Below are 25569 nucleotides of genomic sequence, written 5' to 3'. Positions count from 1 at the left end.
GGAATCACAATGTTCAAGAAGAACCCGACCTCCGTGCGCCTGACCCTGCGCGCCCTGGGCTACCTGCTGAGCTACCCCGATGCGCAACTGCGCAGCGTGATGCCGCAGCTCATCGACGCACTGCAGGCCGAGCAGGCCCTCACCGCCGAGCGCATGGACGAGCTGAAGGCCGTGTGCCAGCACCTCGCGGCACTCGACCCGCTCGAAGCCGAAGCCCGCTACGTGGACCACTTCGACCGGGGCCGCCAGACCTCGCTGCACCTGTTCGAGCATGTGCACGGCGATTCGCGTGACCGGGGCCCGGCGCTCATCGACCTGTTGCAGACCTACGAGAAGGCAGGCCTGCAGTTCCAGGCAGAGGAGCTGCCCGACCACCTGCCGGTGGTGCTGGAGTTCGCCTCTACCCAGCCGCCCGAAGTGGCCAGGGAGTTCCTGGGCGAAATGGCCCACATCCTCAACGCCTTGTTCAGCGCCTTGGTGGCAAGGAGCAGCCCCTACGCCAGCGTGGTCGCCGCCGTGCTCGAAGTCTCGGGCCGGCGCGTGCAGTCTGTGGCGCTCACGCCCGAGCCTGCCATGGACGATGTCTGGGCCGAGCCCGAAGCGTTTGGCGGCTGCAGCACCCAGGGCCAGGGCAAGCCTGACCAGCCGCAACCCCTGCATTTTGTTCGTACCCCCCGCGCCGAGCGGGCATCCGAAGGAGTCTCAGCATGACCGCCACCTGGCTCGATACCCTGCTGTTTGGCATCTATCCCTACATCTGCCTGGCCGTTTTCTTCATCGGCAGCTGGGCGCGTTTCGACCGCGACCAATACACCTGGAAGAGCGACTCGTCGCAGCTGCTGCGTACCGGCAGCCTGCGCTGGGGCAGCAACCTGTTCCACATCGGCGTGCTGTTCCTGTTCTTCGGCCACACCGTGGGCATGCTCACGCCGCACTTTGTGTATGAGCATTTCATGAGTGCGGGTGCCAAGCAGATCATGGCGATGGTGACGGGCGGTATCGCGGGCGTGCTGGGCTTCATTGGCCTGTCCATCCTGCTGCACCGGCGCCTGTCGGATGACCGCATCCGCGCCGCATCCAAGACCAGCGACATCCTGATCCTGGTGCTGCTGTGGCTGCAGCTGGCGCTGGGCCTGGCCACCATTCCGCTGTCTGCGCAGCACCTGGACGGCTCCATGATGATGAAGCTGGCCGAATGGGGCCAGCGCATCGTCACCTTCCGCAGCGGAGGGGTGGAACTGCTGGCCGAGGCCGGCTGGATTTTCAAGGCCCACATGTTCCTGGGCATGAGCATCTTCCTGGTCTTCCCGTTCACCCGCCTGGTGCATGTGTGGAGCGGCTTCGGCACGCTGGCCTATGTGCTGCGCCCCTACCAGGTGGTGCGCGCGCGCCGCTTGAACCTGCCGGCAGGCCATATGCAGTCGCAAGACCGCCGCGGCTGAGGCCCACTGTTTACTCTGGATACCAAGGAGCACACCATGAGCGGATGTGGAACCGGGGGCTGCGGCTGCAGCTCCACCGACAAGAGCACAGCGGCCACTGCCAGCACGCTGACCCCCTCGCAAAATGCGGCCTACGAGGCCCTGGCGGCAACGATGGAGGCGGCCCTCCCGCAGGCCGCCCAGGCACCTGTGGCATGCGCTCTGGTGCCCAAGGAGAGGGCCGAGGTGGCGCGCGTCAATGGCGTGGCCCTTCATGCGCCGCACGAGCTGCTGGACGAAGAGACCCTGCGCCAGCGCGCGTGTACCGAACTGCTGCGCCAGGCAGCTCAACAGGCCGGGCTGCTGCCTGCCAGCGATGTGCCAGGTGTTGAAGGCGCGATCAGCGTGGAGGCATCCAACGCCATCGAGCAGTTGCTGGAGCGTGAGCTGGACCTCCCTGACCCTTCCGAAGAAGCCTGCCGCCGCTACCACGAGGCCCACCCTGCGGCCCACGCCCAGGGCGAGCGCGCATTGTTGCGCCACGTGTTGTTCGCGGTCACGCCGGGTGTGGATGTGAAGCAGCTGCGTCTGCGTGCCGAGGCCCTGTTGATCGAGCTGCGCTGCGCCGACGATGGCGGCACCCAATTTGCCAAGGCGGCCGCTCAGTGGTCCAACTGTCCCAGCGGCCAGCGGGGCGGCGACCTGGGTTGGCTCACCCGCGCCGATTGCGCGCCCGAGTTCGCTCGCGAAGTGTTTGGTGGTGGCGCCGAGATCGGCGTGCTGGCGCGCCTGGTGCACAGCCGCTTCGGCCTGCATGTGGTGGAGGTCGTGGCCCGCGAGGCAGGGCAGCAGCCTTCGTTCGAAGAGGTGCGCCAGGCTGTGTCGCTCACCCTGCGCCAGCAGGCCTGGGTGAATGCCTTGCGCCAATACCTGCAACTGCTGGCGGGCGCGGCCCTGGTCGAAGGTGTCTCGCTGGACGCGGCGGATTCGCCGCTGGTGCAGTGACGGGGTGCTCAGGTAACTCCCGTCACAAATCGCAAGTGCCTGCCCATGCCCGACGAGCTACTTGACCGGCTGCGCCGTTTCCATGACGATGCCTTTCCGCAGTACCGGCAAACCTTCAAGGCGCTGGTGGACGAGGGGCAGCACCCGACCACGCTGTTCATCGGGTGCTCCGATTCACGCCTGGTGCCCTACCTGCTGACGGGGGCGGGGCCCGGGGAGCTGTTCCTGGTGCGCAACGTGGGTGCCTTCGTGCCGCCGTACGATGGATCGCACGGGCACCATGGCACCACGGCGGCGATCGAGTTCGCGGTGCTGAACCTGCAAGTGCGGCGCATCATCGTGTGCGGCCACAGTCACTGTGGGGCTATCAAGGCGATGTATGGTGAAGTGTCGCCCGAGGCCCCCAACCTCGACCGCTGGCTGGACCTGGGGCGCGAGGCTTTGCTGCCCGTGCAGCCGGGGCCCGAGGCCCTGCGCCGCACGGAGCAGCGCGCGGTGGTGCTGCAGCTCGAGCGCCTCATGGAGTACCCCATGGTGCGCAGCCGGGTGCAGTCGGGGCAGGTCAGCCTGCATGGCTGGCACTATGTGATCGAGGAGGGCGAAGTCCATGTCTTTGATGTCCAGAGTGGTGGCTTTGTGCCGGCGTCCCGCGCCGACAACAGCGGCACCGGCCCGTACCACCCCTATGTCGAGCACGACGGCCAGATATTGCTCGACGAACCCTGACGGCGGCGCACCGGGGCCTCGGCGCTTCTCCGTGCTTCTCTTGACCGAGCGCAAGACCCTACTGCCATGAACCCCTAACCATCAGTACCCATGAAGCGCGAACCACAGCACCCCCCGGCCACCACCTCACCCCTGCAGCCCATCAGCCTGGATGTGCTGCGCGAAAAGTACCTCAAGCCCGGCGAGACTTCCGTGGACGAGCTGTACGCGCGCGTGGCGCGCGCCCTGGCTTCGGTGGAAGCGCCGCAGCTGCGCCAAAAGTACGAAGCCCTGTTCCTGTCCAACCTCCAGGCCGGCGCCATCGGGGCGGGCCGCATCATGAGCGCGGCGGGCACCGACATCCAGGCCACGCTGATCAACTGCTTCGTGCAGCCCGTGGGCGATTGCATCCAGGGGGTGGACGACGAGGGCTTCCCGGGCATCTACGAAGCACTGCGCGAAGCGGCCGAGACCATGCGTCGCGGCGGCGGCGTGGGCTACGACTTCTCGCGCATCCGCCCCAAGGGCGCGCATGTGAAGGGCACGGCCTCCATGGCCTCGGGGCCCTGCAGCTACATGAACGTGTTCGACCAGTCCTGCTCCACGGTGGAGAGCGCGGGTTCGCGCCGGGGCGCGCAGATGGGCGTGCTGCGCATCGACCATCCCGACGTGCAGGAGTTCATCACCGCCAAGCGCACCCCGGGCCGCTGGAACAATTTCAACGTGTCCGTGGGCGTGTCGGACGCCTTCATCGAGGCCGTGCAGAACGGCGCGCCGTGGGAGCTGGTGCACAAGGCAGCCCCGGGCGCCGCGCTGCAGGCGCAGGGCGCGCACCAGCGCGCCGACGGACAGTGGGTCTATGCCACCGTCCCGGCCCGGCAGCTGTGGGACACGATCATGAAGTCGGCCTACGACTTCGCCGAGCCGGGCATCCTGTTCCTGGGGCGCATCAACGAAGACAACAACCTGCATTACTGCGAGGACATCGCGGCGACCAACCCCTGTGGCGAGCAGCCACTTCCCTCCTACGGTTGCTGCGACCTCGGCCCTGTCATCCTGACCCGGTTCGTGCGCCACCCCTTCGGCTTTGGCGGTGTGGCGGCGTTCGACTTCGATGCGTTCAGCCAGGCCGTGGCGCTGCAGGTGCGGGCGCTCGACAACGTGCTCGATGTGACCTTCTGGCCGCTGCCGCAGCAGCAGGACGAGGCCATGGCCAAGCGGCGCATCGGCGTGGGCTTCACCGGCATGGGCAACACGCTGGCCATGCTGAGCCTGCGCTACGACCAGCCGGAGGGCCGTGCCATGGCGGCGCGCATCGCCGAGCGCATGCGCGATGCGGCCTATGCCGCGTCGGTGGAACTGGCGCGCGAGAAAGGGGCTTTCCCGAAGTTCGATGCGCGGGGCTATCTGGCGGAAGGCACCTTTGCCAGCCGGCTGCCCGCATCCATCCAGGCAGCGATCCGCGAGCATGGCATCCGCAACAGCCATCTGCTGTCCATCGCGCCCACGGGCACGGTGAGCCTGGCCTTTGCCGACAATGCCTCCAACGGCATCGAGCCGCCTTTCTCGTGGATGTACAAGCGCAAGAAGCGCGAGTCGGACGGCAGCACCAGCGAGTACGCGGTGGAGGACCATGCCTGGCGGCTGTACCGCGACCTGGGCGGCGACGTGAACGCGCTGCCCGACTATTTCGTCTCGGCCCTGGCCATGTCCGCGCAGGACCACATCGCGATGATGGAGACCGTGCAGCCCTTCGTGGACACGGCCATCTCCAAGACCGTGAACATCCCGGCCGACTACCCCTACGAGGACTTCAAGGACCTGTACCTGCAGGCCTGGCGCGCGCGGCTCAAGGGGCTGGCCACCTACCGGCCCAACAGCATTCTGGGCTCGGTGCTCGAAACGCATGCGGAGCCTGCGCCCGATGCCGCTGCGGCCGCCCAGCCCGCGCCGGCCGTCCCCGCCGCTGCACCCGTGGACCCGATGCGCACAGTGATCGAGAGCCGGCCACAGGGCGGCCTCTCGGCGGTGGCCGAGAAGCTGGAGTACTGGACGCAGGAGGGCCACAAGACCCTGTACCTCATCGTGTCCTTCCTGCCCGTGCCCACGGGCGTCGGCGCAGGCACCGTGGACCGCGCCATCGAGTTCTTCATGCCCGTGGGGCAGAGCGGCGAATCGCAGCAGTGGATCACCTCCAGCATGCGCATGCTGTCGCTGGCGGCACGCGGCGGTTTCCTGGAGCGTGCGCTTTCCGATATGCGCAAGGTGGCCTGGGACCGAGGCCCCGTGCGGCTTGGGCAGCACCGCAAGGATGACGGCACGCTGGTGCCCATGTGGCACGACTCCGAAGTGGCGGCCATGGCCTATGCCATTCAGAACATCCTGTCGCGCCGCGTGGCCGACCCGGTGCAGCAGCAGCTGCCTCTGGACGAGCCCGCGCCGCCGCCCGTGGCCGTGCCGCAGGCCATGGCGGGCAAGAAGTGCAGCGAATGCGGCGCCCATGCAGTGATCCGCAAGGATGGCTGCGACTACTGTACGCAATGCGGCCATCTGGGGACCTGCGGATGATTGCGCACCGCGGGCGGCAATCTGCTGCAGGGTAGGCACATGCCATGAGCAAGGTCATTCCGGTCGCCGCAGGCAAGCCGTCGGCACAGGCCGTTGCGCAGCAGGACAAGCGCTGGCGCTGGCAGTACCTGGTGCTGGCCCCGCATCGCCTGGGGTTCTTCCTGGCGATGGTGGTGCTGGTGTCCTCGGGGGCCTGGTGGGCGCTGGTGCAGGTGGCGCGCTCCACAGGCTGGTGGGGCATGTACTACGCGATGTCACCCACCATCGTGCACGCGGCGGTGATGGCGTTCGGCTTCATTCCGTTGTTCTTCTCGGGCTTTCTGTTCACCGCGGGGCCCAAGTGGCTGGGCGTGGAGCCGCTGCCCGCGCAGGCGCTGCGCGCGCCGCTGCTGGCGCAGGCGGTGGGATGGCTGCTGTGGCTGGTGGGCGCGCACTGGCGCATTGGCGCGGCATTGGTGGGGCTGGCGCTGGCGAGCGCAGGGCTGGCATGGATGACGGCGCTGTTCTGGGGCCGCATGCGATTGAGCCGCGCCGAGGACCAGTTGCACGCCCGCGTCATCGGTGTCGCATCCGTGCTGGGGTGTGTGTGCATGGTGGCGTTGTGGCTCAGCCTCGCCATCGGCACGCATGCGCTGGCGCGGGCCTTTGTATACACGGGGCTGTGGGGCTTCGTGGTGGTGGTGTATGTCACGGTGGCGCACCGCATGATTCCGTTCTTCACCTCCAGCGCCATGCCCATGGTGCAGGCGTGGCGCCCGTTCTGGGTGCTGTGGCTCATGCTCGCTGCGGCGGGGCTGCAGGTGCTGGCGACCTGGCTGGAATGGGCGGGTGTGCCGGCGAGTGCCGCAGGCCCTGCCTGGATGCTGTTGCACGGCGGCCTGCAATTGGCGGTGGGGGGCGTGCTGGTGTGGCTGGCCTGTGTGTGGGGGCTGGTGCAAAGCCTCAAGAACCGGCTTCTGGCCATGCTGCACATCGGTTTCGTGTGGCTGGGGCTGGCCTTTCTGCTTGGCGGACTGTCGCAGTGGCTGGCCTGGGCGTTTGGCATCGGCACGCTGGGGCTGGGCGCGCTGCATGCGCTCACCATGGGGTGCCTCGCATCGCTGATGCTGGCCATGGTCACGCGTGTCTCGTGCGGCCACAGCGGGCGTGCGCTGGTGGCCGACCGCACTGCCTGGACGCTGTTCTGGCTGCTGCAGGCCGCGACGCTGCTGCGCATCGCGGCCGCGATGCCGGGCGTGTTCGGCGTGGCCTGGGCCTGGCTGTTGCCTGTAGCGGCTGCGCTGTGGGCCGTCACCATGGGTGTCTGGGGCGTGCGGCTCGGCGGCTGGTACGGCCGCTTGCGGGCCGATGGCCGTCCGGGCTGAAGCCTTCTGTCTACCTGTCGAGGATCTGCCATGTCTGTCATTCCCTGGCCCCTGAATCCGCGAGGCGTGGCCAAGCCGACCACGGTGGCGCCTGCCGCACGCGCCAGCGGCATCGATGACGTGGCGGCCATCGCGGCCACGCTCATCCAGTCGCGCCAGACCATCTTGCCCAAGCGCCTGGGAGACCCCGGGCCTGGGGCCGATGAACTGGCGCAGATCCTCCACGCGGCGGCCCATGCGCCGGACCATGGGCAACTGGTGCCCTGGCGTTTCGTGCTGGTCCCGCAGGCGGCCCGGTCGGCCCTGGCCGATGTGTTCGCGGCTGCGCTGCTGGAGCGCGACCCCGCTGCCACGCCCGAGCAGGCTGCGCAGGCGCGTGAGAAGGCGCACCGCGCCCCGGTGCTCATGCTGGCGGTGGTGGACGCGCAGCGCGGCGACCCTGGCATCGACCTGGCCGAGCGTCTGGTGTCGGCCGGCTGCGCAGTTCAGAACATGCTGCTCATGGCCACGGCGCAAGGCTACGGCTCGGCGCTCACCAGTGGCAAGGCGCTCAAGGCGCCGGGCTTGCGGGCTCTGTTCAGGCTGGCGGACTCCGAGCAGGCACTGTGCTTCATCAGCATCGGCACCGTGCAGTCGCGCAAGTCGGTGCGGTCTCGGCCTGCGGCGCGCAGCTATGTGAGCACGCTGGATGCGCAGCAGGGCGTGGTGCCGGGTTTTTGATCCAGGGCATTGCGCACCCTCTTCGCTTTCTTCCTTTCCTTTCTTTTCAACTGCTTTTCTCGTCCATGGACATTTCAAGTTTCGATGACCTGCTGCAGGCCGCGCGCCAGCAGCCCGAGCCGCAGCGCCTGCTGTTCGTGTTTGCGGCGGTGGAATTGCCGGACGACGCCAGCCCGGCCCAGCGGGCACGCTTCGACGCAGGGCAGGGCGGCGCGCTGGTGCCGCTGATGTGCGTGGACAAGACGCCGCAGGAGCTGCCATCGTTCGCCGCGCTGGTGGACGAAGCCCGCCAGTTCACGGCCCCGGGCCGCGACTGGGCCATGGTCTTTGCCGCCGCGATGTCGGGCACCTTGAACAAGGCGCCCACCACCGAGGACGCCGAGGCGCCGCTGCAGCGCATGGTGGATGCCATCAAGCAAGGCGCGCTGGGCGCGTACATCCCCTTTGACCGCCAGGGCCGGCCCGTGCGGTTTGGTTGAGTTGGCGGCCCGCATGACGACCCCACCCGCCCTTGCACGCCAGATCCCGGGTTTCAATGCGCCGGGCGTGGGGTTCGAGCAGCCCTTTGCCATGCTCGAGGCCTGCCACGAGCGCGTTCAGCGCACGCTCGCGTTGCTGGGGCGGTTGCGCGATCATGTGCGGGACCATGGCGCCGACGAGCCCGCCCGCCAGGCCGCCCGCGACGTGCTGCGCTACTTCGACATCGCGGCGCCGCTGCACCACGAGGACGAAGAGCGGCATGTGTTTCCCCCGCTTCTGGCACGGGGGGCGGCCGACGTGGTGGCGCTGGTGCAGCGGCTGCTGCAGGACCACCACCACATGGTGGCCGACTGGGCCGCCGCGCGGCAGCCCCTGCAGGCGCTGGCGGACGGGCGGTGCGATGCCTTGAGTGCCGCCGATGCGGCGGTGCTGGACCGCTTTGCCGAGCGCTATGCCCGCCACATCAAGGACGAGGAGCACGTCGCCTATCCGGCCGCCAGCCACCTCCTGCCCGACGCCACGCTGCAGGCCATGGGGCAGGAGATGGCAGGCCGGCGCCAATCCCCGGTGGCCGGGCGCTCTGGGCCCGTCAGTCCGCGGTAGCTTGCGCCGCGCCTTCGCGCAGCGCTGCCAGGGATAAGCGCTGGCTGCCGTCTCCGGTGAAGTTGCCGGGGGCGAGCCAGCGCTCGAACCCTGCCTTGAGCGCGGGCCATTCGCTGTCCAGGACCGAGAACCAGGCCGTGTCGCGGTTGCGGCCCTTGTAGACGATGGCCTGGCGAAAGACGCCTTCGAACTGGAACCCCAGGCGCGCCGCCGCCTCGCGCGAAGGCGCGTTCAGGCTGTCGCACTTCCACTCGTAGCGCCGGTAGCCCAGGTCGGCGAACACGTAGCGCATCAACAGGTACTGCGCCTCGGTCGAGATCGGGGTGCGCTTGAGCAGCGGCGAAAACATCACATGCCCCACCTCGACCACACCATGGGCCGGGTCGATGCGCATCAGCGACAGCGTGCCCACGGCGCGGCCCGTGCGCAGGTCCATGACGGCGTAGTGCAACGGGTCGTTGCTGGCGGCGGCCTGCTCGCAATGGGCGCGGTAGCTGGCCTCGTCCGCGAACGGACCCACGCCCATGTAGGTCCAGTCGCGGCCATCTGGTGCCTGCGTGTAGGCCGCGTGCAGGTCGGCGGCATGGTGTTCGGCGTTGAGCGGCTCCAGCCTGCAGTAGTGCCCATCCAGGGTATCTCTGGCCGGGCGCGGCCGGGGGCTCCAGCCGGGCTGTGGCGCGCCCACAGGTTGCTGGAAGTCGTTCAGAACAAAAGACGGCATGTGCGAATTCCTTGAAATGCAAATGAATGAAAAGCCGAAGGGGGAAATAGAAGAGCGACAGGAACAGCCGAACCTTAGCTGTGCCGTGGTGTTGTGAAAAGTGCCAGAATTGGTGTTTTTGAAGGTGCCACGCATGCCCGACGCCGGAATCGGCCGCCCCTTTCCTGCTGTCGCGCACAAGCCGGCCGCCGGCGCGCGCGAAGACATGCCAGTCGCGCAGACGCTGCTCGAGCGCGCCCTGAACCGGGGGCCCGGCGCCGAGCCTTTGCGGCGGCAGCTGTTCCAGCGGTTGCGCCAGGCGATCTTCGACGGCCGGCTGGCAGCGGGCAGCGCACTGCCGGGGTCGCGGGCGCTGGCCGAGGGGCTGTCCATATCCCGCAACACCGTGACTGCAGCTTATGAGCACCTGGCAGCCGAGGGCTATGTGGTGTCGGACCGGCAGGGCACGCGGGTCGCTGCGCTCGCGCAAGGGGCGCCGGGGTCATCGGGTGCGCAATGCGCGGCTGTGGCCGTGTTTCCAGCTGCGTGCGCAACGGCTACGGCGGACCGCCTGGCTCTCATCCAGCCGCGTGCCCCCCGTCCCGGCGCTGCCATGGCGCTGAGCCCCGGCATGCCGGCGCTTTCACAGTTCCCTTTGGCCGCCTGGCGCCGTGCGCTCGATCGTGCGGTGCGCGGCGGCGGCCCGGCGGCGCTGGGCTATGGCGATCCGCTGGGCGAGATGGCCCTGCGAACGGCCATCGCGCGTCACCTGGCCGTGGCGCGCGGCGTGCGCTGCACGCCCGCGCAGGTGGTGATCACCGAAGGCGCGCAGGAGGCGCTGGCGCTGTGCGTGCGCCTGCTGTCGAACCCTGGCGACCTGGCCTGGGTGGAAGACCCTGGCTACCGGGGCGCGCGCTCGGCCCTGCAGGGGGGCGACCTGCGCGCCGTGCCGATGCGGGTGGACGCGCAGGGGCTGGTGGCGCATGAGTCCGACTGGGCAGGGCGCACGCCCCGCCTTGTCTACACCTCGCCGTCGCACCAGTACCCGGGTGGCGCGGTGATGTCCGTCGCGCGCCGGCTGGCGCTCATCGACCAGGCTCGGCGGCATGGCGCGTGGATCATCGAGGACGATTACGACAGCGAATTCCGCCATTCGGGCGAGCCGATCGGCGCCATGCAGGGGCTGGTGGACGGCGCGCCGGTGCTCTACGTAGGCACGTTCAGCAAGACGATGTTCCCCTCGCTTCGCCTGGGCTTCCTGGTGCTGCCTGCGGCCGTGCTCGAGGCGGTGCGCCTGCCGCTCGGGGAGATGCTGCGCGGCGGCCAGCGGCACGCGCAGCTGGCGCTGGCGCATTTCATGGACAGCGGCCAGTTCAGCCGCCACCTGGGCCGCATGCGCCGCCTGTACCGCGAGCGCCAGCAGGCGCTGCGGGCCGCGCTGGATCGGCACTTTGCCATGCCCCACCGCATCGAGGGCGGCCACTGCGGCATGCACCTGCTGGTGCGCCTGCCGGAGGATTGCCCGGACCACGCGATCGCGAATGCGGCGCGCGACCACGGCATGGCCCCCTCGCCGCTGTCGGCGTTTGCCCTGCATCCGCTGCCGCAAGACAACGGACTGGTGCTGGGTTACGGCAATACGCCGGTGGAACTCTTCGACCCGCTGGTGCAGAGGCTGTCGCTGCTGGCCGGGGCGTGCAGGCTTTGACGACTGCGGCACCAGACCACCGTCCCGTGCCCTGTCTTTGGCGATGCCTGCCATGCCGGGTGGGCAAGGCCCGGCGGGCAGGCATGCGCAGGGGCGGCGCGATACTTGGCGTTTAGCCTTTGCAAGTGCCTGCTGTCCCTGTGTTTCCGCCGCCGATGTCTCCCCGCTGGAAATTCGCCGTCCGCGTGCTGGCCACGCTGCTGCTGGCATGGGCCGCAGCTGCTGCCTGCGTGGCGATGCGCACACCGCTGCCGTGGATGATCGGCCCGCTGCTGGCCACATCGGTGGTGTCCATCCTGGGCGGCCCTACAGAGAGCTGGGGGCCGCTGCGCAATGCCGGGCAGTGGACCATTGGCGCGGCACTGGGCCTGTACTTCACGCCGCAGGTGGTGGCGCTGATCGGCGGCCTGTGGTGGGCGATTGCGCTGGGCATCGTCTGGGCGCTGTTTCTGGGGTGGCTGTTCGGCGCCTGGCTGTACCGGGTGCATGCCCCGCGCATGCACGGTGTTCCTGCCCCCATGATGCGGGCCACAAGCTACTTTGCGGGCGCCATCGGTGCCGCGTCGGAGATGACGCTGCTGGCCGAACGCGAGAACGCCCGCACCGATCTGGTGGCCGCCAGCCACAGCCTGCGGCTGCTCATCGTCACCGTCACGATTCCGTTCGCGCTCCAATGGAGCGGACTGCACGGACTGGACGTAATGCCGCCCACGGCGGCACGCGTGGTCGACTGGCCTGGCCTGGCGCTGTTGGCGGTACTCACGGGCGCAGGTGCCCTGCTGATGGACAAGCTCGGTCGGGCGAACCCCTGGTTCATGGGGGCGATGCTGGTGTCGATGGGCGTCACGATGGCTGGCATCAGCCTCTCGGCGGTGCCGCAGGCGCTGGTGAATGCGGCGCAACTGGTGATCGGGGTCAGCCTGGGGGTGCGCTTTCGCGCGCAGTTCCTGCACACCGCACCGCGCTGGATGGTGTCGGTGGCGCTGGGCACGCTGGTGTTGATGGGTGTGTGCGCCCTGTTTGCAGGCGCGCTGGCCTGGGCGACCGGGCTGCCATGGGTCACGCTGCTGCTGGGCTCGTCGCCCGGGGGAATCACCGAGATGGCCATCACGGCCAAGGTGCTGCAGCTGGGGGTGCCGGTGGTCACCGCATTCCAGGTGTGCCGGCTGATCGCGGTGCTGATGCTGGTGGACCCGCTGTACCGGAGGATCTATCCGCCCGGTGAGGCCCCGGCCAACGCTTGAGCCCCTGCGGCGCCAGCGCCGCAGGTGACGTCAATGCACAACGACGGGGTTCTGCGCCAGGCCCGCGTAGCGGTCGAGCGCATCTTCCACTTCTTCCTGCGTGGGCGTGTCACGCTGCCAGGCCAGGATCTGTTCCTGGAACATCTCGGCCCAGGAGCCGTCCAGGTACACCTCCTTGCCGGAGCGCTTGTCCACGATCTCAAAACCGTGGCGGGCAAGCTGGGGGGCGGCGGGAGCGGTGTCGTTGAGCACCGGGCCTGTGCTTTTCTCCACGGCGTCGGGCAGCATGTGGACCACCACGAAGGATTCTGAGTCGTAGAGCATGTGCATCGTGTTCCCCTTGTCGATATAAATGTCAGATGACAGCGGGTTGGCAGAGTTCAAGGCCCGAGACGGCTTCCTAGGAGCGCTGGCAAGCTCGTAACGCCTTGTCCAGCACACCGGTTATCAGGGGAAGCCCGCCCCGGGGTGCGGCCCCGGAGCTGCAGTCCAGTATTTCATGAAAAAGTGACGCTGCCGGGCTCGTTCGGCTTTTTTACCCTTGCGGGATGCCGGTGGCGCGAGGACGCAACACCTTTGCTGCGTAGGCCTGGGCGCACGGCGCGCGGCGCCGCTGCGTCCCGCGCTGTTGGGTCCGTCAGGGCGCGCTGCTGCTGCGCAGCAGCAGGTCGGCGAAGTCGCCGTTGGCCTGGGTGAGCTTGATGCGCACTGGCAGGTAGTTGAGGGACGGGGCCACCCACAGCTCGGCCTTCTGGTCGTAGTCCTTGCGGGGCAGGCGCAGCAGCTTCAGGGCGGGGGTGGGGCCTGCGGGCAGGTCCAGCGTTTCCTGCCCTTCCACGGTAAAGGTCCAGCGGTCGGCGTTGCGGGCGCTCACGGTGGTGAGCGTGATCTGCGTGCCGGGCACGAAGCGCGCGGGGTCTGCGGCCAGCATGGCGCCCAGCTGGACGAACAGGCTCAGCCGGTCCTGCGCACCGGGGCCTACGGCGGCCTCTGGCGTGTTGGCGCTGAAGGTCACGCGGCCCTTGGCGTGGTCGAAGTGCGCGGCCTGCTCGCTGCGGGATTTGTCGGAGAACTTCTCGGGCAGCAGCCCCTGGGCCGTGATGGCGCCCACGCTGCGCTGGGTGCGTGTGCCCACCAGGAAGGCGCTGACTTCCTGCCGTGCCTCGTAGCGGCTGCCGTCGTGCTGCCAGAGCAGCTCGGCGCGGGCGTTGTACGCGAATTTCTTGGCCTGGCCGCTCACGTCGAAGGCCAGCCGGGTGGGCGCGGGAATGCGCACGGGTGGCGGAGGAGCGCCCGCGTTGCGGCCGGTGCCGGAGCCGGGGGGCGCGATGTCGATCCCGGCAGCGGTGGTGGTGGGTTCTTCGGCCGGCGGCGCGGAGGCCACGGGCGCTGGCGGTTCGGCCTGGGGGGCCGAGGCAGGGGCTGCCGGGACGGGCGGGGTGGTGTCAGGGACGGGCGCTGCGATGGCGGCGGCCGCGTTTTCGTCGGCACCTGCCACCTGCACGGGGGGCTCGGGCGCGGCCAGTGGCGGATCCACTGCCGGAGCGGTTTCGGCCGTGGCGGGCTTCTTCTTGCGCACCGGCGGCTTGGGCCTGGCGGCCGCAGGCGCAGGGGCGGCGGCCGCTGCGGTGGGCTCCGGGGCCGGTGCGGGCGGAGGCCCGGGTGGGGTGAGCACGCTGCGCGTGCTGAAGATGCGGCCGGCAGCTGGCTGCTGGGGGCTGTCCCAGGCCAGGGGCACGCCGTGCAGCACCAGCCAGTGCAGGGCCAGTACCAGGGCGGTGATGAGGACCAGGGCGCGCCGTGGCATGCAGTGCGTTGTTGCCGGACCGGGGTGAGGCGTCAGGCGCTGCCCGCGCCCAGGTCGCTCGACAGCTGGGCGGCGGCCGCGCGCAGGGGCGCGTCGATGGCGCCGCCCCAGTCCGGGTCGAACGTGGCGATGGAGCCCAGCGTGGTGATGCCCAGCTCCAGGTGGCCATCGGCATCGAACACGGGGGCGCAGAAAGCCACGATGCCGGGCAGCAGCGTATCCACCACGCGGGCGGCGCCGCGTTCGCGCACCTCAACCAGCAGGGCGTTCACCTCGGCCATGGTGGCGGGCAGGTCGGCGCGGCGCATCTTGACGGCCCGTGCCAGCTCGTCTTTCAGCAGCGGGGCCACCACCTCGGGCGCCATGTGTGCTGCAAAGCAGCGGCCCGTGGCGGACGAGAGCAGCGGCATCACGTCGCCCAGGCGCAGGTTGGCGGTCACGGCCTGGGGCGACTCTTCCCAGTGCACGATGGTCGGCCCGTGGTTGCCCCACACGGCCAGCGCCAGCGTGTGGCCGATGCCTTCCATCAGCGCGGGCATGCGCTCGCGCGCCAGGCGCACGGCGTCGAGCCGCGCGAGGGACGCCAGCCCCAGCTTGAGTGCGGCCGGGCCCAGGTCGTAGCGGGCGGTGCGGCTGTCCTGCGTGACCAGCCCCAGGCGCTGGAAGCTCACCAGATACCGGTGCGCCTTGGCCGCGCTCATGCCGGCCGAGGCCGCCACATCCTTGAGCATCAGCGGCCCGCGCGAGCGGGTCAGCCCCTCCAGCAAGGCAAAACCGACCTCCACGGACTGAATACCTGCACGTTCTTTGTCCATGTGCACTAAAATTCGCTAGTTTTGTTTAGTTAAATCAATTTACCCCAGCGTAATTTTCGCTAGGGACCCCTCCACCACCCTGAGACAAAGGTCCTGCCACCATGAAACTTGCTACCTACAAAGATGGTTCGCGCGACGGCCAGCTGGTTGTCGTCTCCCGCGATCTGGGCACGGCCCATTATGCGACCGGCATTGCCAGCAAGCTCCAGCAGGCGCTGGACGACTGGGGCTTCATTTCGCCCCAGCTGCAGGACCTGTACGACCAGCTCAACAGCGGCCGCGCGCGCCACGCCTTCCCCTTCGACCCCGCCCAGTGCATGGCCCCGCTGCCCCGCGCCTACCAGTGGGCTGACGGCTCGGCCTACATCAACCACGTCGAACTGGTGCGAAAGGCGCGCAACTCCGAAGTTCCGGAGAGCTTCTACACCGACCCGCTGATGTACCAGGGCGGCAGCGACGACTTCATCGGCCCCCGCGACGACGTGGTGGTGCCCAGCGAAGCCATGGGCATCGACTTCGAGGCCGAGATCGCCGTCATCACCGGCGACGTAAAGATGGGCACCAGCGCCGACCAGGCGCTGGACGGCATCCGCCTGGTGATGATCGCCAACGACGTGTCCCTGCGCAACCTGATCCCGGCCGAGCTGGCCAAGGGCTTCGGCTTCTTCCAGTCCAAGCCCGCCACCGCCTTCGGCCCCGTGGCCGTGACGCTGGACGAGTTGGGTGACGCCTGGGACCATGGCCGCGTGAACCTCACGGTGCAGTCCACCTGGAACGGCCGCAAGGTCGGCATGTGCGACGCGGGCCCCGAGATGACGTTTCATTTCGGCCAGCTCATCGCCCACGTGGCCAAGACGCGCAACCTGCGCGCCGGCTCCATCATCGGCAGCGGCACCGTGAGCAACAAGGGCATCACCGACGCGAACGGCCGCACCGAGTGGCCCAAGGGCTATAGCTGCATCGCCGAAAAGCGCTGTATCGAGACCATCCAGGACGGCAAGCCCAGCACGGACTTCATGAAGTTCGGCGACACCATCCGCATCGAGGTCAAGGGCAAGGACGGCGCGAGCATCTTCGGCGCCATCGACCAGACGATTGCAGCGCCTGAAGCCTCAGCCTGAGCCGCGACGGCCATTGCCACTGCAACCTTCGCCACGGCCAGCGGCTGTTGGTAGCGGTGGTGGTAGCGGGCGCATGTGCAGCGGCCTTGCTCAGCAGGGCGCACCGCGCGTCCTTCGCGTCGCGCCTGATGGCCCACCCTTCACCCGTTCGGGCTGAGCCTGTCGAAGCCGGGGCCGAGCGATCGAGCCCCGTGTGCAGCCCCCCGGCGGCCGCAGCAGGTGCAGAATATCAATAAAAACAGCCTCTCATGCTTGATAGTCAAGCGTTGATAGCTATCAAATCAATAGTCACCACAAGGAGACAACCCCATGCAACGCAGAACCCTCTTGTCCGCCCTGGCCGCCGCAGGCGCCTCCACGGCCGCCCCCTGGGCCGCCGCACAGCAGGCCGCCTGGCCCGACCAGCCCCTGCGCTGGGTCGTGCCCTACCCGGCCGGCGGCGGCACCGACGTGCTGGCCCGCACCGTGGCCGAAGCCATGCGCCAGACGCTGGGCCAGCAGATCATCGTGGACAACCGCCCCGGCGCGTCCACCAACATCGGCGCGCAGATGGTGGCCACGGCCAAGCCCGATGGCAACACCTTCATGTCGGCCGACAACGCCGTGCTGGCCTACAACGAGCACCTGTTCACCAAGCTGCCGTTCAACCCTGAAAAGGACTTCACCTACGTGGGCGGCATCAGCCGCTTCCCGCTGGCGCTGGTGGTGAATCCGGCGTTCGAAGCCAAGACGGTGAAGGAATTCCTCGCGTATGCGCGCGCCAACCCCGGCAAGCTCAACTACGCATCGCCCGGCAATGGCTCGCCGCACCATCTGGCGATGGAGATGTTCAAGAACCGCACCAAGACCTTCCTCACCCACATCCCTTACCGGGGCGCTGCGCCTGCGCTGCAGGACGTGATGGGCGGGCAGGTGCCCTGCATGTTCCTGGACCTGGCCGCCGGCCTGCCGGTGATCACCTCGGGCAAGGTGCGGGCGCTGGCCATCGGCTCGGCCAAGCGCGTCGCCGCGCTGCCCGACGTGCCCACGCTGGCCGAGGCCGGCGTGCCCAACACCGAGGTGTTCGCGTTCCAGGGCATTCTTGCGCCCTCCGGTTTGCCTGCGGCCATCACGGCCCGCCTGAACGGCGACCTGAACAAGGCCCTGATCAATCCCGCCGTGGTCAAGCGCATGGCCGACTTCGGCATGGAAGCCCTGCCGGGCACGCCCGAGCAGTTCCGCGCGATGGCGCGGGCGGAGTCCAAACGCTGGGGCGAGATCATCAAGGCAGCCGGGGTGAAGCTGGACTGACGGCCTGACCGGCCTTTCTGCGCTGACCGGATCCCGTCTTCCGGTCCGCAGGCAAAAGCACCGTGCCAATCAGGGGGGAGGGCCAGGTGGCGCGGCAGCCTCGCCCTCAGTCTTTCAGGTTGTCGTCTGCGTCCGGGTCCAGTGGTGCATAGAAACCCGCGAACGGCCGGGTGAAGGGGGTGCCATTGAAGGTGTGCGTGCAGCACTTGCACCGGGGCACCAGACTGGACGGGCCGACCACCGGGTCCACCAGTTGCAAGGTGCCGGTATCGTCCACGTACAGGCCGCTGAAATAGCTCGACTCCCCGATCAACACGTAACGCCGCCGCTCATCGCTGCGCAGCGCCACCAGCCAGAAGATGGGGTCGGCGCGATCCAGCCGGGCCACGGCCTCGCTGTACACGCTGGCCCACTCTGCGCCGACTTTCGAGATCAGAAACCTGAAAAGCGGGGTGTAGTCCAACCCCAGCTGGCGCCGCCCGTGCATGGGGCTGCGCACCGCTTCATCCGACCGGGTGGCCCGCGCATTGCGGTCGTCGCTGTAGTCGCCACCTCGCCCGTGGTGCACACGGTGCGCGGTGGTGTTCACCTTGCGGTAGAGCGGCTCCTTCCTGAGTGGACGCCTGTTGGTTCGCTCGTCGGGGTTCATCGGGTGGCGGTTTCCTGTTCGGACTGGGCTGTGGACAACGCTCATTGTCACCGCGTTGCGGTGCGGCGCTCAATGGGATGCCTGGGTGCGACACATTAGCGCAATGCCGGTACTCACTTCAGCGGAAGGTGGCACACCGCTTCCACATTGTTGCCTTCAGGGTCGATGACGAAAGCGCCGTAGTAATGCGCATGGTAGTCGGGCCTGAGGCCCGGGGCGCCGTTGCCCTTGCCGCCCGCAGCGATGGCCGCTGCGTAGAAGGCGTCCACCTGGGCGCGGTTTTGAGCCCGCCATGCCAGGTGGCAACCCGAGGTGGTGGGCGGGCCGCCGTAGGGCGAGGGGCCGTCGATGAACCACACATCGGCCTTCTTGCCATCCGGCTCGGACGCATCCGGGTAGGCAAAGCCCAGCATGTTCGAGCCGTAGTTGCCTTCAAAGCACAGGCTGTAGCCCAAAGGTGCAAGGGCGGCGGTGTAGAAGGCCTTGGCGCGGCCAATGTCGGCAACGCGGAAAGTCATGTGGTCCAGCATGGGGGGCTCCTGAAGTGGTGGGGGTGGGCGTGCGGCTTGCACGCGTCAAATACTGTATTTAAATACAGTATCGATGGCAAGGTTTTATTGCGTCCCCGCGAACCCGATGTCGGGGACCGCCTGGGGGCCCGTTGCCTTCAGTCCCACCCCTGCAGCACCAGCTTGCCGCGCGCCTTGCCGCTCTCGATCAGCGCGTGCGCGCGCTTGAGGTTCTCGGCATTGATGGCGCCGAACCGCTGATCCAGCGTCGTGCGAATCAGCCCGGCGTCCACCAGCTGCGCCACCTCGGTCAGCAGCCGATGCTGGCCGACCATGTCCTCGGTGCCGAACAGCGCGCGGGTGAACATCAGCTCCCAGTGCACCGACACCGACTTGCGTTTGAACTTCGTCACGTCAAGCGAGACGGGGTCGTCGATCAGCGCGAACTGGCCCTGCGGCGCGATGGCCTCGACGATCTGGTCGAAGTGCGCATCGGTCTGGGTGAGGCTCACGATGATGTCCACCGTGGGGTGGCCGATGCGCGCCAGCTCCTGCGCCAGGGGCTTGCTGTGGTCGATGACGTGGTGGGCGCCCAGTTCGCGCACCCAGGCCTGCGTCTCGGGGCGCGATGCGGTGCCGATGACCGTCAGGCTCGTCAGCCGCGCCGCCAGTTGGGTGAGGATGGAGCCCACGCCGCCGCTGGCGCCGATGATGAGCAGGGTCTTGTTCGTCGGCTGCTTGCCGGGTGCCACGCGCAGACGGTCGAACAGCAGCTCCCAGGCGGTGATGGTGGTCAGCGGCAGCGCGGCGGCTTCGGCGAAGTCCAGCGATTTCGGGGCGTGGCCCACGATGCGCTCGTCCACCAGGTGCAGTTCGCTGTTGGTGCCGGGACGGGCGATGGAGCCCGCGTACCAGACGCGGTCGCCGGGCGCAAAGAGCGTCACGTCCGGGCCCACGGCGCGCACGATGCCGCTGGCGTCCCAGCCCAGCACCTTGTACGCCTGGCCTTCGGCGGGTCCGCTGCCCTTGCGCACCTTGGTGTCCACGGGGTTCACAGAGACGGCATGCACCTCCACCAGCAGGTCGCGGCCGGTGGCCACGGGGTCGGGCTGGGTGATGTCGGAGAGGGCGTCCGGGCGGTCGAGGGCGCCGGGGTGGGTGTAGCCGATGGCTTTCATGGCAAAGATCCTGAGTGGTGGTGAAGCAATGACCAATGGTCGGATTTATCGAGTCATTTGCAAATAGGGTGGTGGTTGAATCCATATTCAAAGAAAATTTGCAAATAACCGCCGCGTTCGACTTCGTTGCCTCCCCATGAAAAGTCTGCAGGACCTTGATATCTTCGTGCGCACCGTGGACAGCGGCAGCCTGTCGGCCACCGCGCGGGCGCTCAACCTCACGCCCGCCGCTGCCAGCGCTGCGCTCAAGCGGCTGGAGGCCGAACTGGGCGTGGCCCTCTTCGTACGGTCCACCCGCAGCCTGCGGCTGACGCAGGAGGGCGCGCTGTTTCTCGAGCACTGCCGCCCCGCACTGGCCGCGCTGCACCAGGTGCGTGGTCAGTTGCAGGGCGGGCGGGCCAGTGCCTTTCAGGGCTCGCTGCAGCTTGCGGCACCGTCCGACCTGGGGCGCAACCTCATCCTGCCGTGGCTGGATGCGTTCCAGTCCGAGCACCCGGGCGTCGATATCCGCCTGCAGCTGTCCGACCGAGTGGCCAATGTCTACAGCGAACCGGTGGACGCCGCCTTTCGGTACGGCAAACCGCAGGACTCCGGCTTGGTGGCGCTGCCGCTGGCGCTCGACCACCGGCGCGTGCTGTGTGCCGCGCCGGCCTATGTGCAGGCCCACGGTGCGCCCGACTCTCCGCAGGCGCTGGCCGACCACGCCTGCCTGTGCTTCATGCTCGGCGGTGACGTGCACGACCGCTGGCGCTTCTGGGACACGGCGGGCCAGGAGGTGCTGGTGCGTGTGCGCAGCCGCAATGTGGCCAACGACGGCGACGCCGTGCGCCGATGGGCCGTGCTCGGGCGGGGCATCGCCTACAAGTCGTATTTCGACGTAGCGGATGACCTGGCCGCAGGGCGCCTGGTGCCGCTGTGTGCGGACTTTGTGACCGAAGCCGTGCCGCTGTACCTCGTGGCGCCCAGCCGCCACCAGATCACGCCACTGGTGCGCGCACTGCGCGACTTCATGGCCGCGCGGCTGCAGGCGCTTGCGCGGCAGGCGCCCGGCGCGCAGGGCTAGGGGCGTGTGCTCAGCGGTGTGCCGGCCGGCCCAGGGGCTGTCCGGCTCGCGACGTGCACGCTGGCGGCCATCGCAGCACAATGGCCCGCTCCTGAACGCAGCCCTTTGCGAGCCCACGAACCTACTCTTGCCATCATGCTGAACTTCGACTTCCACAACCCCACCCACATCGCCTTCGGCCAGGGCCGCATCGCCGACCTGGCCAAGCTCGTTCCCGCTGCCGCCAAGGTGCTCATCCTCGTGGGCGGCGCCAGTGCCGAGAAGACCGGCACGCTCGCCGAGGTGCGCACCGCCCTCGGCAGCCGCCAGCACGCCACGTTCAGCGGCATCGAGCCCAACCCCAGCTACGAGACCTCGATGAAGGCCGTGGCGCAGATCCGCGAAGGCGGGTTCGACTTCCTGCTCGCCGTGGGCGGCGGCTCGGTGATCGATGCGGTCAAGTTCATCGCAGCGGCCGTGAAGTTCGAGGGCGCCGACCCCTGGGCCATTCTGGAGCAGCACGGCCGCAACGTCACCGCCGCGCTGCCCTTCGGCGCCGTGCTCACGCTGCCCGCCACGGGCTCCGAGATGAACAACGGCGGCGTGATCACCCACCGCGCCAAGGGCGCGAAGCTGGCTTTTGGCAGCGTGCACACCTATCCCGTGTTCTCGGTGCTCGACCCCACCAAGACATACACCCTGCCGCCCCAGCAGCTCGCCAACGGTGTGGTCGACGCGTTCGTGCACACGGTGGAGCAGTACCTGACCTACCCGGTCAACGCACCCGTGCAGGACCGCTTTGCCGAGGGCATTCTGCAGACGCTGATCGAGATCGGCCCGCGCCTCTTGACCGCGCCCGAGCCCGTGTACGACGACCGTGCGAACCTGATGTGGGCCGCCACCATGGCGCTCAACGGCCTGATCGGCGCGGGTGTGCCGCAGGACTGGGCCACGCACATGATCGGCCATGAAATCACGGCGCTCCACGGCATCGACCATGCGCGCACGCTCGCCATCGTGCTGCCCGCGCTGCTGCACGAGCGCCGGGGCGCCAAGCGCGCCAAGCTGCTGCAGTACGGCGAGCGCGTGTGGGGCATCACCACCGGCACCGACGACGAGCGCATCACCGCCGCCATTGAGCGCACGCGCGCCTTCTTCGAGGCCATGGGCATCGCCACGCGCCTGTCTGGCTACGGCCTGGGCGCCGACACCGTGGGCGCCGTGGTGGCGCAGCTGGAGGCGCACGGGATGCTGCAGCTGGGCGAGCAGCGCGAGATCACGCCCGCCGTGAGCCGGCGGATTCTCGAAGCGGCGCTGTAAGCCAACGCCGCGAACTGCGCTCTGGGAGGGCGCAGCCGAGGGGATTGCGGGTACGGTGAGGGGCTCCACATTTTTCAACCGCACCCAGGAAAGAGACGCCTATGCCCCGCATCCTCATGGTTCTCACGTCGCACGACCAATTGGGCGACACGGGCAAGAAGACAGGCTTCTGGCTCGAAGAGTTCGCCGCCCCGTACTACGTGTTCAAGGACGCGGGCGCCTCGGTCACCCTTGCGTCCCCGCAGGGCGGCCAGCCTCCGCTGGACCCCAAGAGCGACGCGCCCGATGCGCAGACCGATGCCACGCGCCGCTTCAAGGGCGACGCAGCGGCCCAGGCGCAACTGGCCAGCACCTTGAAGCTGTCCGAGGTGGATGCGGCATCGTTCGACGCGGTGTTCTACCCCGGTGGCCACGGCCCGCTGTGGGACCTGGCGCAGGACGCGCGCTCCATCGCCCTCATCGAATCCACGCTGGCAGCCGGCAAGCCACTGGCTGCCGTGTGCCACGCCCCCGGCGTGCTGCGCGATGCCAAGGCGCCCGACGGCACGCCCCTGGTGCGCGGCAAGAATGTGACGGGTTTCACCAACAGCGAGGAAGCCGCCGCCGGCCTGACGCATGTGGTGCCGTTCCTGGTGGAAGACATGCTCATGGCCCACGGTGGCCTGTACACCAAGCAGGCCGACTGGAAGCCGCACGTGGTCACCGACGGGCTCCTGATCACCGGGCAGAACCCCGCGTCGTCGGAGCCTGCGGCGCAGGCCCTGCTGCAGGCGCTGGCGTGATACGGCAGCCCTGACGGGGCACCGCCCGCGCCTTTTGCCCACCGTTTCGCGTCGCCCACGGGCATTTCGTCGCATGCCGCTCCCCGTGCAGTGGGGCCGCGCCTACAGTGCCGCCATGCCGCCACCACACTCCTGCACGGTGGCGGCTTCTGGCACACCCGACGAAAGGCGCACCGTGACCATCCTGCTCCTCCTCCTGGCCCTGCGCTTCGCGGCGCGGCATATCCGCCCCTTCACCGCTGCTGCGTTCGTGGCGCTGGCCACGCTGTCCGGCGCCGCATCGGCCCAGAACGCAGGCCTGCGCACCCTCGTCGTGCCCGGAGACGAGCCGGTGAACGTGGCGCTGTTCTATCCCACCGTGCGCAGCGCTGGCGTGGTGCAGCTGGGCCCCTGGCGGCCCGTGGTGAGCCTGGGCGCACCGGTGTCGGCCGAGCCGCTCAAGGGGCTGATCCTGGTGTCGCACGGCACGGGTGGCAATGAACTCGCGCACCACAACCTGGCCACGCGCCTGGCGGCGGAGGGCTACCTCGTGGCCGCCGTGCGCCACCCGGGCGACAACTGGCAGGACCGCTCCATGATCACCTCGGGCCGCTACTTCGGCGAGCGCCCGCGCCAGGTCAGCCGCGTGCTCGACGCGCTGCTGGCCAGCCCCGAATGGGGTGCCCGCATCCCCGCCGGCCGCATCGGCGCGCTGGGCCACTCTGCCGGCGGCTACACCGTGCTGGCCCTGGCCGGCGCGCAGGCCGAGCCCGCCCGCGCCGCCCAGCACTGCCGCAGCGTGTTGGACGACCCCGGCTTCTGCAGCCTGGCCCAGGGCCCCAAGGCGGCGCAGCCGGCCGCTGCCGCCCCTGCCAGTGCGGCGCCTGACGGCGCATTGGTCTCCGTGCCCGACCCGCGCATCCGCGCCGTCGTCGCCCTGGCGCCCATGGCCGTGGTGTTCACCCCCGAGAGCCTGAAAGCCGTGACCGTGCCCGTGCTGCTGCGGGTGGCCGAGCAGGATGCCGTGCTGACAGGCCCGTACCACGGCGGGCTGGTGGCCGCGAATCTGGCCACCGCCCAGGCGGCCACCGTGCCGGGCGCGGGCCACTTCGCTTTCATGGCCCAGCCCAGCCAGAGCCTGCCGTCCGACGCGGGCGATGCCGCCGCCAACCCTGCGGGCTTCGACCGCGTGGCCTACCACGCGGTGCTGGAAGCGCAGGTGGTGCAGTTCTTCGCGCAGCAGTTGAAGTGAGCGACAAGGGTGGGGCGGCAGGGGTTTGAATGTAAATGGCATCTACCGCTTGTTGGCCATTCTCCTTGTGCTATAAAAATGATAGTGAATGGAGTGAAGTCAAGCAGCGTCCACGGCGGTAGCCACCACGTAGCACCGCTTCAGTTGTCCACTGCGCAGTGCGCCACCGGTGACGCATGAAACGGGCGCGGCCAAGGCCAGTGCGCCCGTGGAACTGGCTTTGCCAGGCCACCGGGTGCGTCCCCCTCCCGTAGCGCGCAGCGCGTAGAGAGAGGGGGAAGGCGCGAAGCGACTCAGGGGGTGTTTCATCTCAATACGGCAGGATTCCCGGGAGTAGCGGCCGGGCTAGCCGCTCGCACCACCACTTGAGCGCCTCGCCCCGGTGCTCGGGCTTCCAGGCCAGCCAGAAGGTCTCATCAGCGCGGGGCTCCTCCACCGGCACCTCCACCAGGATGCCGTTTTCCAGCTCCACCCGCACGCAGGCGCGCGGCACGAAGCCGTGGCCCAGCCCGGCGGCCTGGCAGGCGATCTTGGCCTGCATCGACGGCACGGTGATGCGCCGCTGGCCCGACAGCAGGCCCACCGTGCGGTCCGACAGCGTGCGCGCCCCGTCGCCCACCACCACGGCAGTGTGCTCCAGCAGGTCGCTGCGCGTGAGCGGCCGGCCCATGCGCGCCAGCGGGTGCGACGCGGTCACGCAGAACACGAAGTCCAGGCTGCCCACCGCCACGGCCTTGTAGCCGCCGCCGGCGGGGCCTTCGCCCGCCGCCACGATGACGTCCGCGCGGCCGTCGCGCAGCGCCTCCCACGTGCCGGTCAGGGCCTCGCAGCCGACGCGCAGGCGCGTGCCGCAGTTCAGGTCTTCAAAGGCCGCGATGTCGTCGTTGAACGCACTGGTGGGTATCAGCGAGTCGTGCACCAGCCGCAGCTCGGACTCGAACCCCGTGGCGATCTGGCGCAGGCGCGATTCGAGCTGCCGCGCCGAGGCCAGCAGCCAGCGGCCCTCCTTGAGCAGCTCGTGCCCTGCGGGCGTGAGCGCCACGCGCGGCCCGTTGCGGGTGAACAGGGCCAGGCCCAGCTGCTCTTCGAGCTTGCCCACGGCATAGGAAATGGTGGACGGCACCTTGTGCAGCCGCTCCGAGGCGCCCGCGAACGAGCCGTAGCGGGCAATCGCATCCACCAATTCGATGGCTTCGAGGGAGAGTTTCAGCATGGCAACAGGCCCGGAATTTCGATCATCGAAATTATCGATGATGAATGGCAAAACCTTTCAACCTGCTGCCTTCTCATGCGCCGGATACTTCATC

Annotated in this window: 24 protein-coding genes and 1 pseudogene; 17 read left to right on the top strand and 8 right to left on the bottom strand. The window is 68.8% G+C overall.

What is annotated here, in order from left to right; genetic code table 11:
- Positions 1-9 precede the first annotated feature (9 nt).
- The 9 genes from narJ to KW835_RS14630 all read left to right on the top strand — a co-directional run bounded on the left by narJ (position 10) and on the right by KW835_RS14630 (position 8866).
- Entirely contained in the window at positions 10-711 is a 702-nt protein-coding gene (gene narJ, locus KW835_RS14670; protein WP_218383587.1) for a nitrate reductase molybdenum cofactor assembly chaperone, read from the top strand.
- Positions 708-1442, top strand: a complete 735-nt coding sequence (narI, locus tag KW835_RS14665) for a respiratory nitrate reductase subunit gamma (RefSeq protein ID WP_218383585.1) — start codon at positions 708-710, stop codon at positions 1440-1442. The genes narJ and narI overlap by 4 nt, the downstream gene beginning before the upstream one ends.
- A gap of 36 nt (positions 1443-1478) precedes the next feature.
- On the top strand, positions 1479-2426 hold the full coding sequence (locus KW835_RS14660) for a peptidylprolyl isomerase (RefSeq protein WP_255593541.1): 948 nt from the start codon (positions 1479-1481) through the stop codon (positions 2424-2426).
- A gap of 45 nt (positions 2427-2471) precedes the next feature.
- On the top strand, positions 2472-3152 hold the full coding sequence (locus tag KW835_RS14655; protein ID WP_218383583.1) for a carbonic anhydrase: 681 nt from the start codon (positions 2472-2474) through the stop codon (positions 3150-3152).
- A 90-nt stretch (positions 3153-3242) separates the two neighbouring features.
- On the top strand, positions 3243-5699 hold the full coding sequence (locus KW835_RS14650; protein WP_218383581.1) for an adenosylcobalamin-dependent ribonucleoside-diphosphate reductase: 2457 nt from the start codon (positions 3243-3245) through the stop codon (positions 5697-5699).
- A 44-nt stretch (positions 5700-5743) separates the two neighbouring features.
- Positions 5744-7063, top strand: a complete 1320-nt coding sequence (locus KW835_RS14645; RefSeq protein ID WP_218383579.1) for an NnrS family protein — start codon at positions 5744-5746, stop codon at positions 7061-7063.
- 30 nt (positions 7064-7093) lie between these two features.
- On the top strand, positions 7094-7783 hold the full coding sequence (locus KW835_RS14640; RefSeq protein WP_218383577.1) for a nitroreductase: 690 nt from the start codon (positions 7094-7096) through the stop codon (positions 7781-7783).
- A gap of 65 nt (positions 7784-7848) precedes the next feature.
- Positions 7849-8262, top strand: coding sequence for a ribonucleotide reductase subunit alpha (locus KW835_RS14635; protein ID WP_218383576.1), 414 nt, complete (start codon positions 7849-7851; stop codon positions 8260-8262).
- Between the two features lie 13 nt (positions 8263-8275).
- Positions 8276-8866 carry a hemerythrin domain-containing protein gene (locus tag KW835_RS14630; RefSeq protein WP_255593540.1) on the top strand — a complete coding sequence of 197 codons (591 nt, stop codon included), beginning with the start codon at positions 8276-8278 and terminating at the stop codon, positions 8864-8866.
- On the opposite strand, the pseudogene KW835_RS14625 reads toward KW835_RS14630, so the two are convergent.
- A pseudogene (locus tag KW835_RS14625) lies at positions 8865-9587 on the bottom strand (GNAT family N-acetyltransferase); the annotation flags it as partial. The gene KW835_RS14630 and the pseudogene KW835_RS14625 sit on opposite strands and share 2 nt — an antisense overlap.
- 205 nt (positions 9588-9792) lie before the next feature.
- Here KW835_RS14625 and KW835_RS14620 point away from each other — a divergent pair.
- Together KW835_RS14620 and KW835_RS14615 are read left to right on the top strand one after the other, a co-directional pair.
- Positions 9793-11274: a PLP-dependent aminotransferase family protein gene (locus KW835_RS14620; RefSeq protein ID WP_218383770.1), complete on the top strand. Its 1482-nt coding sequence runs from the start codon at positions 9793-9795 to the stop codon at positions 11272-11274.
- Positions 11275-11429: 155 nt separating this feature from the next.
- Positions 11430-12518 carry an AbrB family transcriptional regulator gene (locus tag KW835_RS14615; protein ID WP_218383572.1) on the top strand — a complete coding sequence of 363 codons (1089 nt, stop codon included), beginning with the start codon at positions 11430-11432 and terminating at the stop codon, positions 12516-12518.
- A 30-nt stretch (positions 12519-12548) separates the two neighbouring features.
- Here the strand turns inward: KW835_RS14615 and KW835_RS14610 are convergent, their stop codons facing one another.
- The 3 genes from KW835_RS14610 to KW835_RS14600 form a co-directional block, all read right to left on the bottom strand.
- Positions 12549-12848 (bottom strand): DUF3567 domain-containing protein, encoded by a 300-nt coding sequence (locus KW835_RS14610; protein WP_218383570.1) that lies wholly within the window; start codon positions 12846-12848, stop codon positions 12549-12551.
- Positions 12849-13155: 307 nt separating this feature from the next.
- The gene (locus tag KW835_RS14605) at positions 13156-14325 is read right to left on the bottom strand and encodes a DUF3108 domain-containing protein (RefSeq protein WP_218383569.1); all 1170 of its coding nucleotides are present in this window, start codon (positions 14323-14325) and stop codon (positions 13156-13158) included.
- A gap of 32 nt (positions 14326-14357) precedes the next feature.
- Positions 14358-15140: an IclR family transcriptional regulator gene (locus KW835_RS14600; RefSeq protein ID WP_218383567.1), complete on the bottom strand. Its 783-nt coding sequence runs from the start codon at positions 15138-15140 to the stop codon at positions 14358-14360.
- A 101-nt stretch (positions 15141-15241) separates the two neighbouring features.
- On the opposite strand from KW835_RS14600, the gene KW835_RS14595 reads away from it, so the two are divergent.
- The gene (locus KW835_RS14595; RefSeq protein ID WP_218383565.1) at positions 15242-16261 is read left to right on the top strand and encodes a fumarylacetoacetate hydrolase family protein; all 1020 of its coding nucleotides are present in this window, start codon (positions 15242-15244) and stop codon (positions 16259-16261) included.
- A 309-nt stretch (positions 16262-16570) separates the two neighbouring features.
- The gene (locus KW835_RS14590; protein ID WP_218383563.1) at positions 16571-17551 is read left to right on the top strand and encodes a tripartite tricarboxylate transporter substrate binding protein; all 981 of its coding nucleotides are present in this window, start codon (positions 16571-16573) and stop codon (positions 17549-17551) included.
- 106 nt (positions 17552-17657) lie between these two features.
- Here the strand turns inward: KW835_RS14590 and KW835_RS14585 are convergent, their stop codons facing one another.
- From KW835_RS14585 to KW835_RS14575, 3 genes are all read right to left on the bottom strand, one after another.
- Positions 17658-18200 carry a hypothetical protein gene (locus KW835_RS14585; protein WP_255593539.1) on the bottom strand — a complete coding sequence of 181 codons (543 nt, stop codon included), beginning with the start codon at positions 18198-18200 and terminating at the stop codon, positions 17658-17660.
- 113 nt (positions 18201-18313) lie between these two features.
- Entirely contained in the window at positions 18314-18730 is a 417-nt protein-coding gene (locus KW835_RS14580; protein WP_218383562.1) for a VOC family protein, read from the bottom strand.
- A 137-nt stretch (positions 18731-18867) separates the two neighbouring features.
- Positions 18868-19887, bottom strand: a complete 1020-nt coding sequence (locus tag KW835_RS14575; protein WP_218383561.1) for a zinc-binding alcohol dehydrogenase family protein — start codon at positions 19885-19887, stop codon at positions 18868-18870.
- A gap of 136 nt (positions 19888-20023) precedes the next feature.
- Between KW835_RS14575 and KW835_RS14570 the strand changes: the two genes are divergently transcribed.
- The 4 genes from KW835_RS14570 (at position 20024) to KW835_RS14555 (ending at position 24262) form a co-directional block, all read left to right on the top strand.
- The gene (locus tag KW835_RS14570) at positions 20024-20950 is read left to right on the top strand and encodes a LysR family transcriptional regulator (protein ID WP_218383557.1); all 927 of its coding nucleotides are present in this window, start codon (positions 20024-20026) and stop codon (positions 20948-20950) included.
- A 135-nt stretch (positions 20951-21085) separates the two neighbouring features.
- The gene (locus KW835_RS14565; protein WP_218383555.1) at positions 21086-22249 is read left to right on the top strand and encodes an iron-containing alcohol dehydrogenase; all 1164 of its coding nucleotides are present in this window, start codon (positions 21086-21088) and stop codon (positions 22247-22249) included.
- Between the two features lie 101 nt (positions 22250-22350).
- Positions 22351-23031: a type 1 glutamine amidotransferase domain-containing protein gene (locus KW835_RS14560; protein ID WP_218383553.1), complete on the top strand. Its 681-nt coding sequence runs from the start codon at positions 22351-22353 to the stop codon at positions 23029-23031.
- Between the two features lie 175 nt (positions 23032-23206).
- Positions 23207-24262, top strand: a complete 1056-nt coding sequence (locus KW835_RS14555) for a hypothetical protein (RefSeq protein WP_339385557.1) — start codon at positions 23207-23209, stop codon at positions 24260-24262.
- Between the two features lie 310 nt (positions 24263-24572).
- Here KW835_RS14555 and KW835_RS14550 read toward each other — a convergent pair whose 3' ends face one another.
- Positions 24573-25475, bottom strand: coding sequence for a LysR family transcriptional regulator (locus KW835_RS14550; protein WP_218383551.1), 903 nt, complete (start codon positions 25473-25475; stop codon positions 24573-24575).
- Positions 25476-25569 lie beyond the last annotated feature (94 nt).

The organism is Acidovorax sp. sic0104 (assembly GCF_019219095.1).
GTDB lineage: Bacteria > Pseudomonadota > Gammaproteobacteria > Burkholderiales > Burkholderiaceae_C > Acidovorax.
This window is presented reverse-complemented; position numbering and strand designations above follow the sequence as displayed.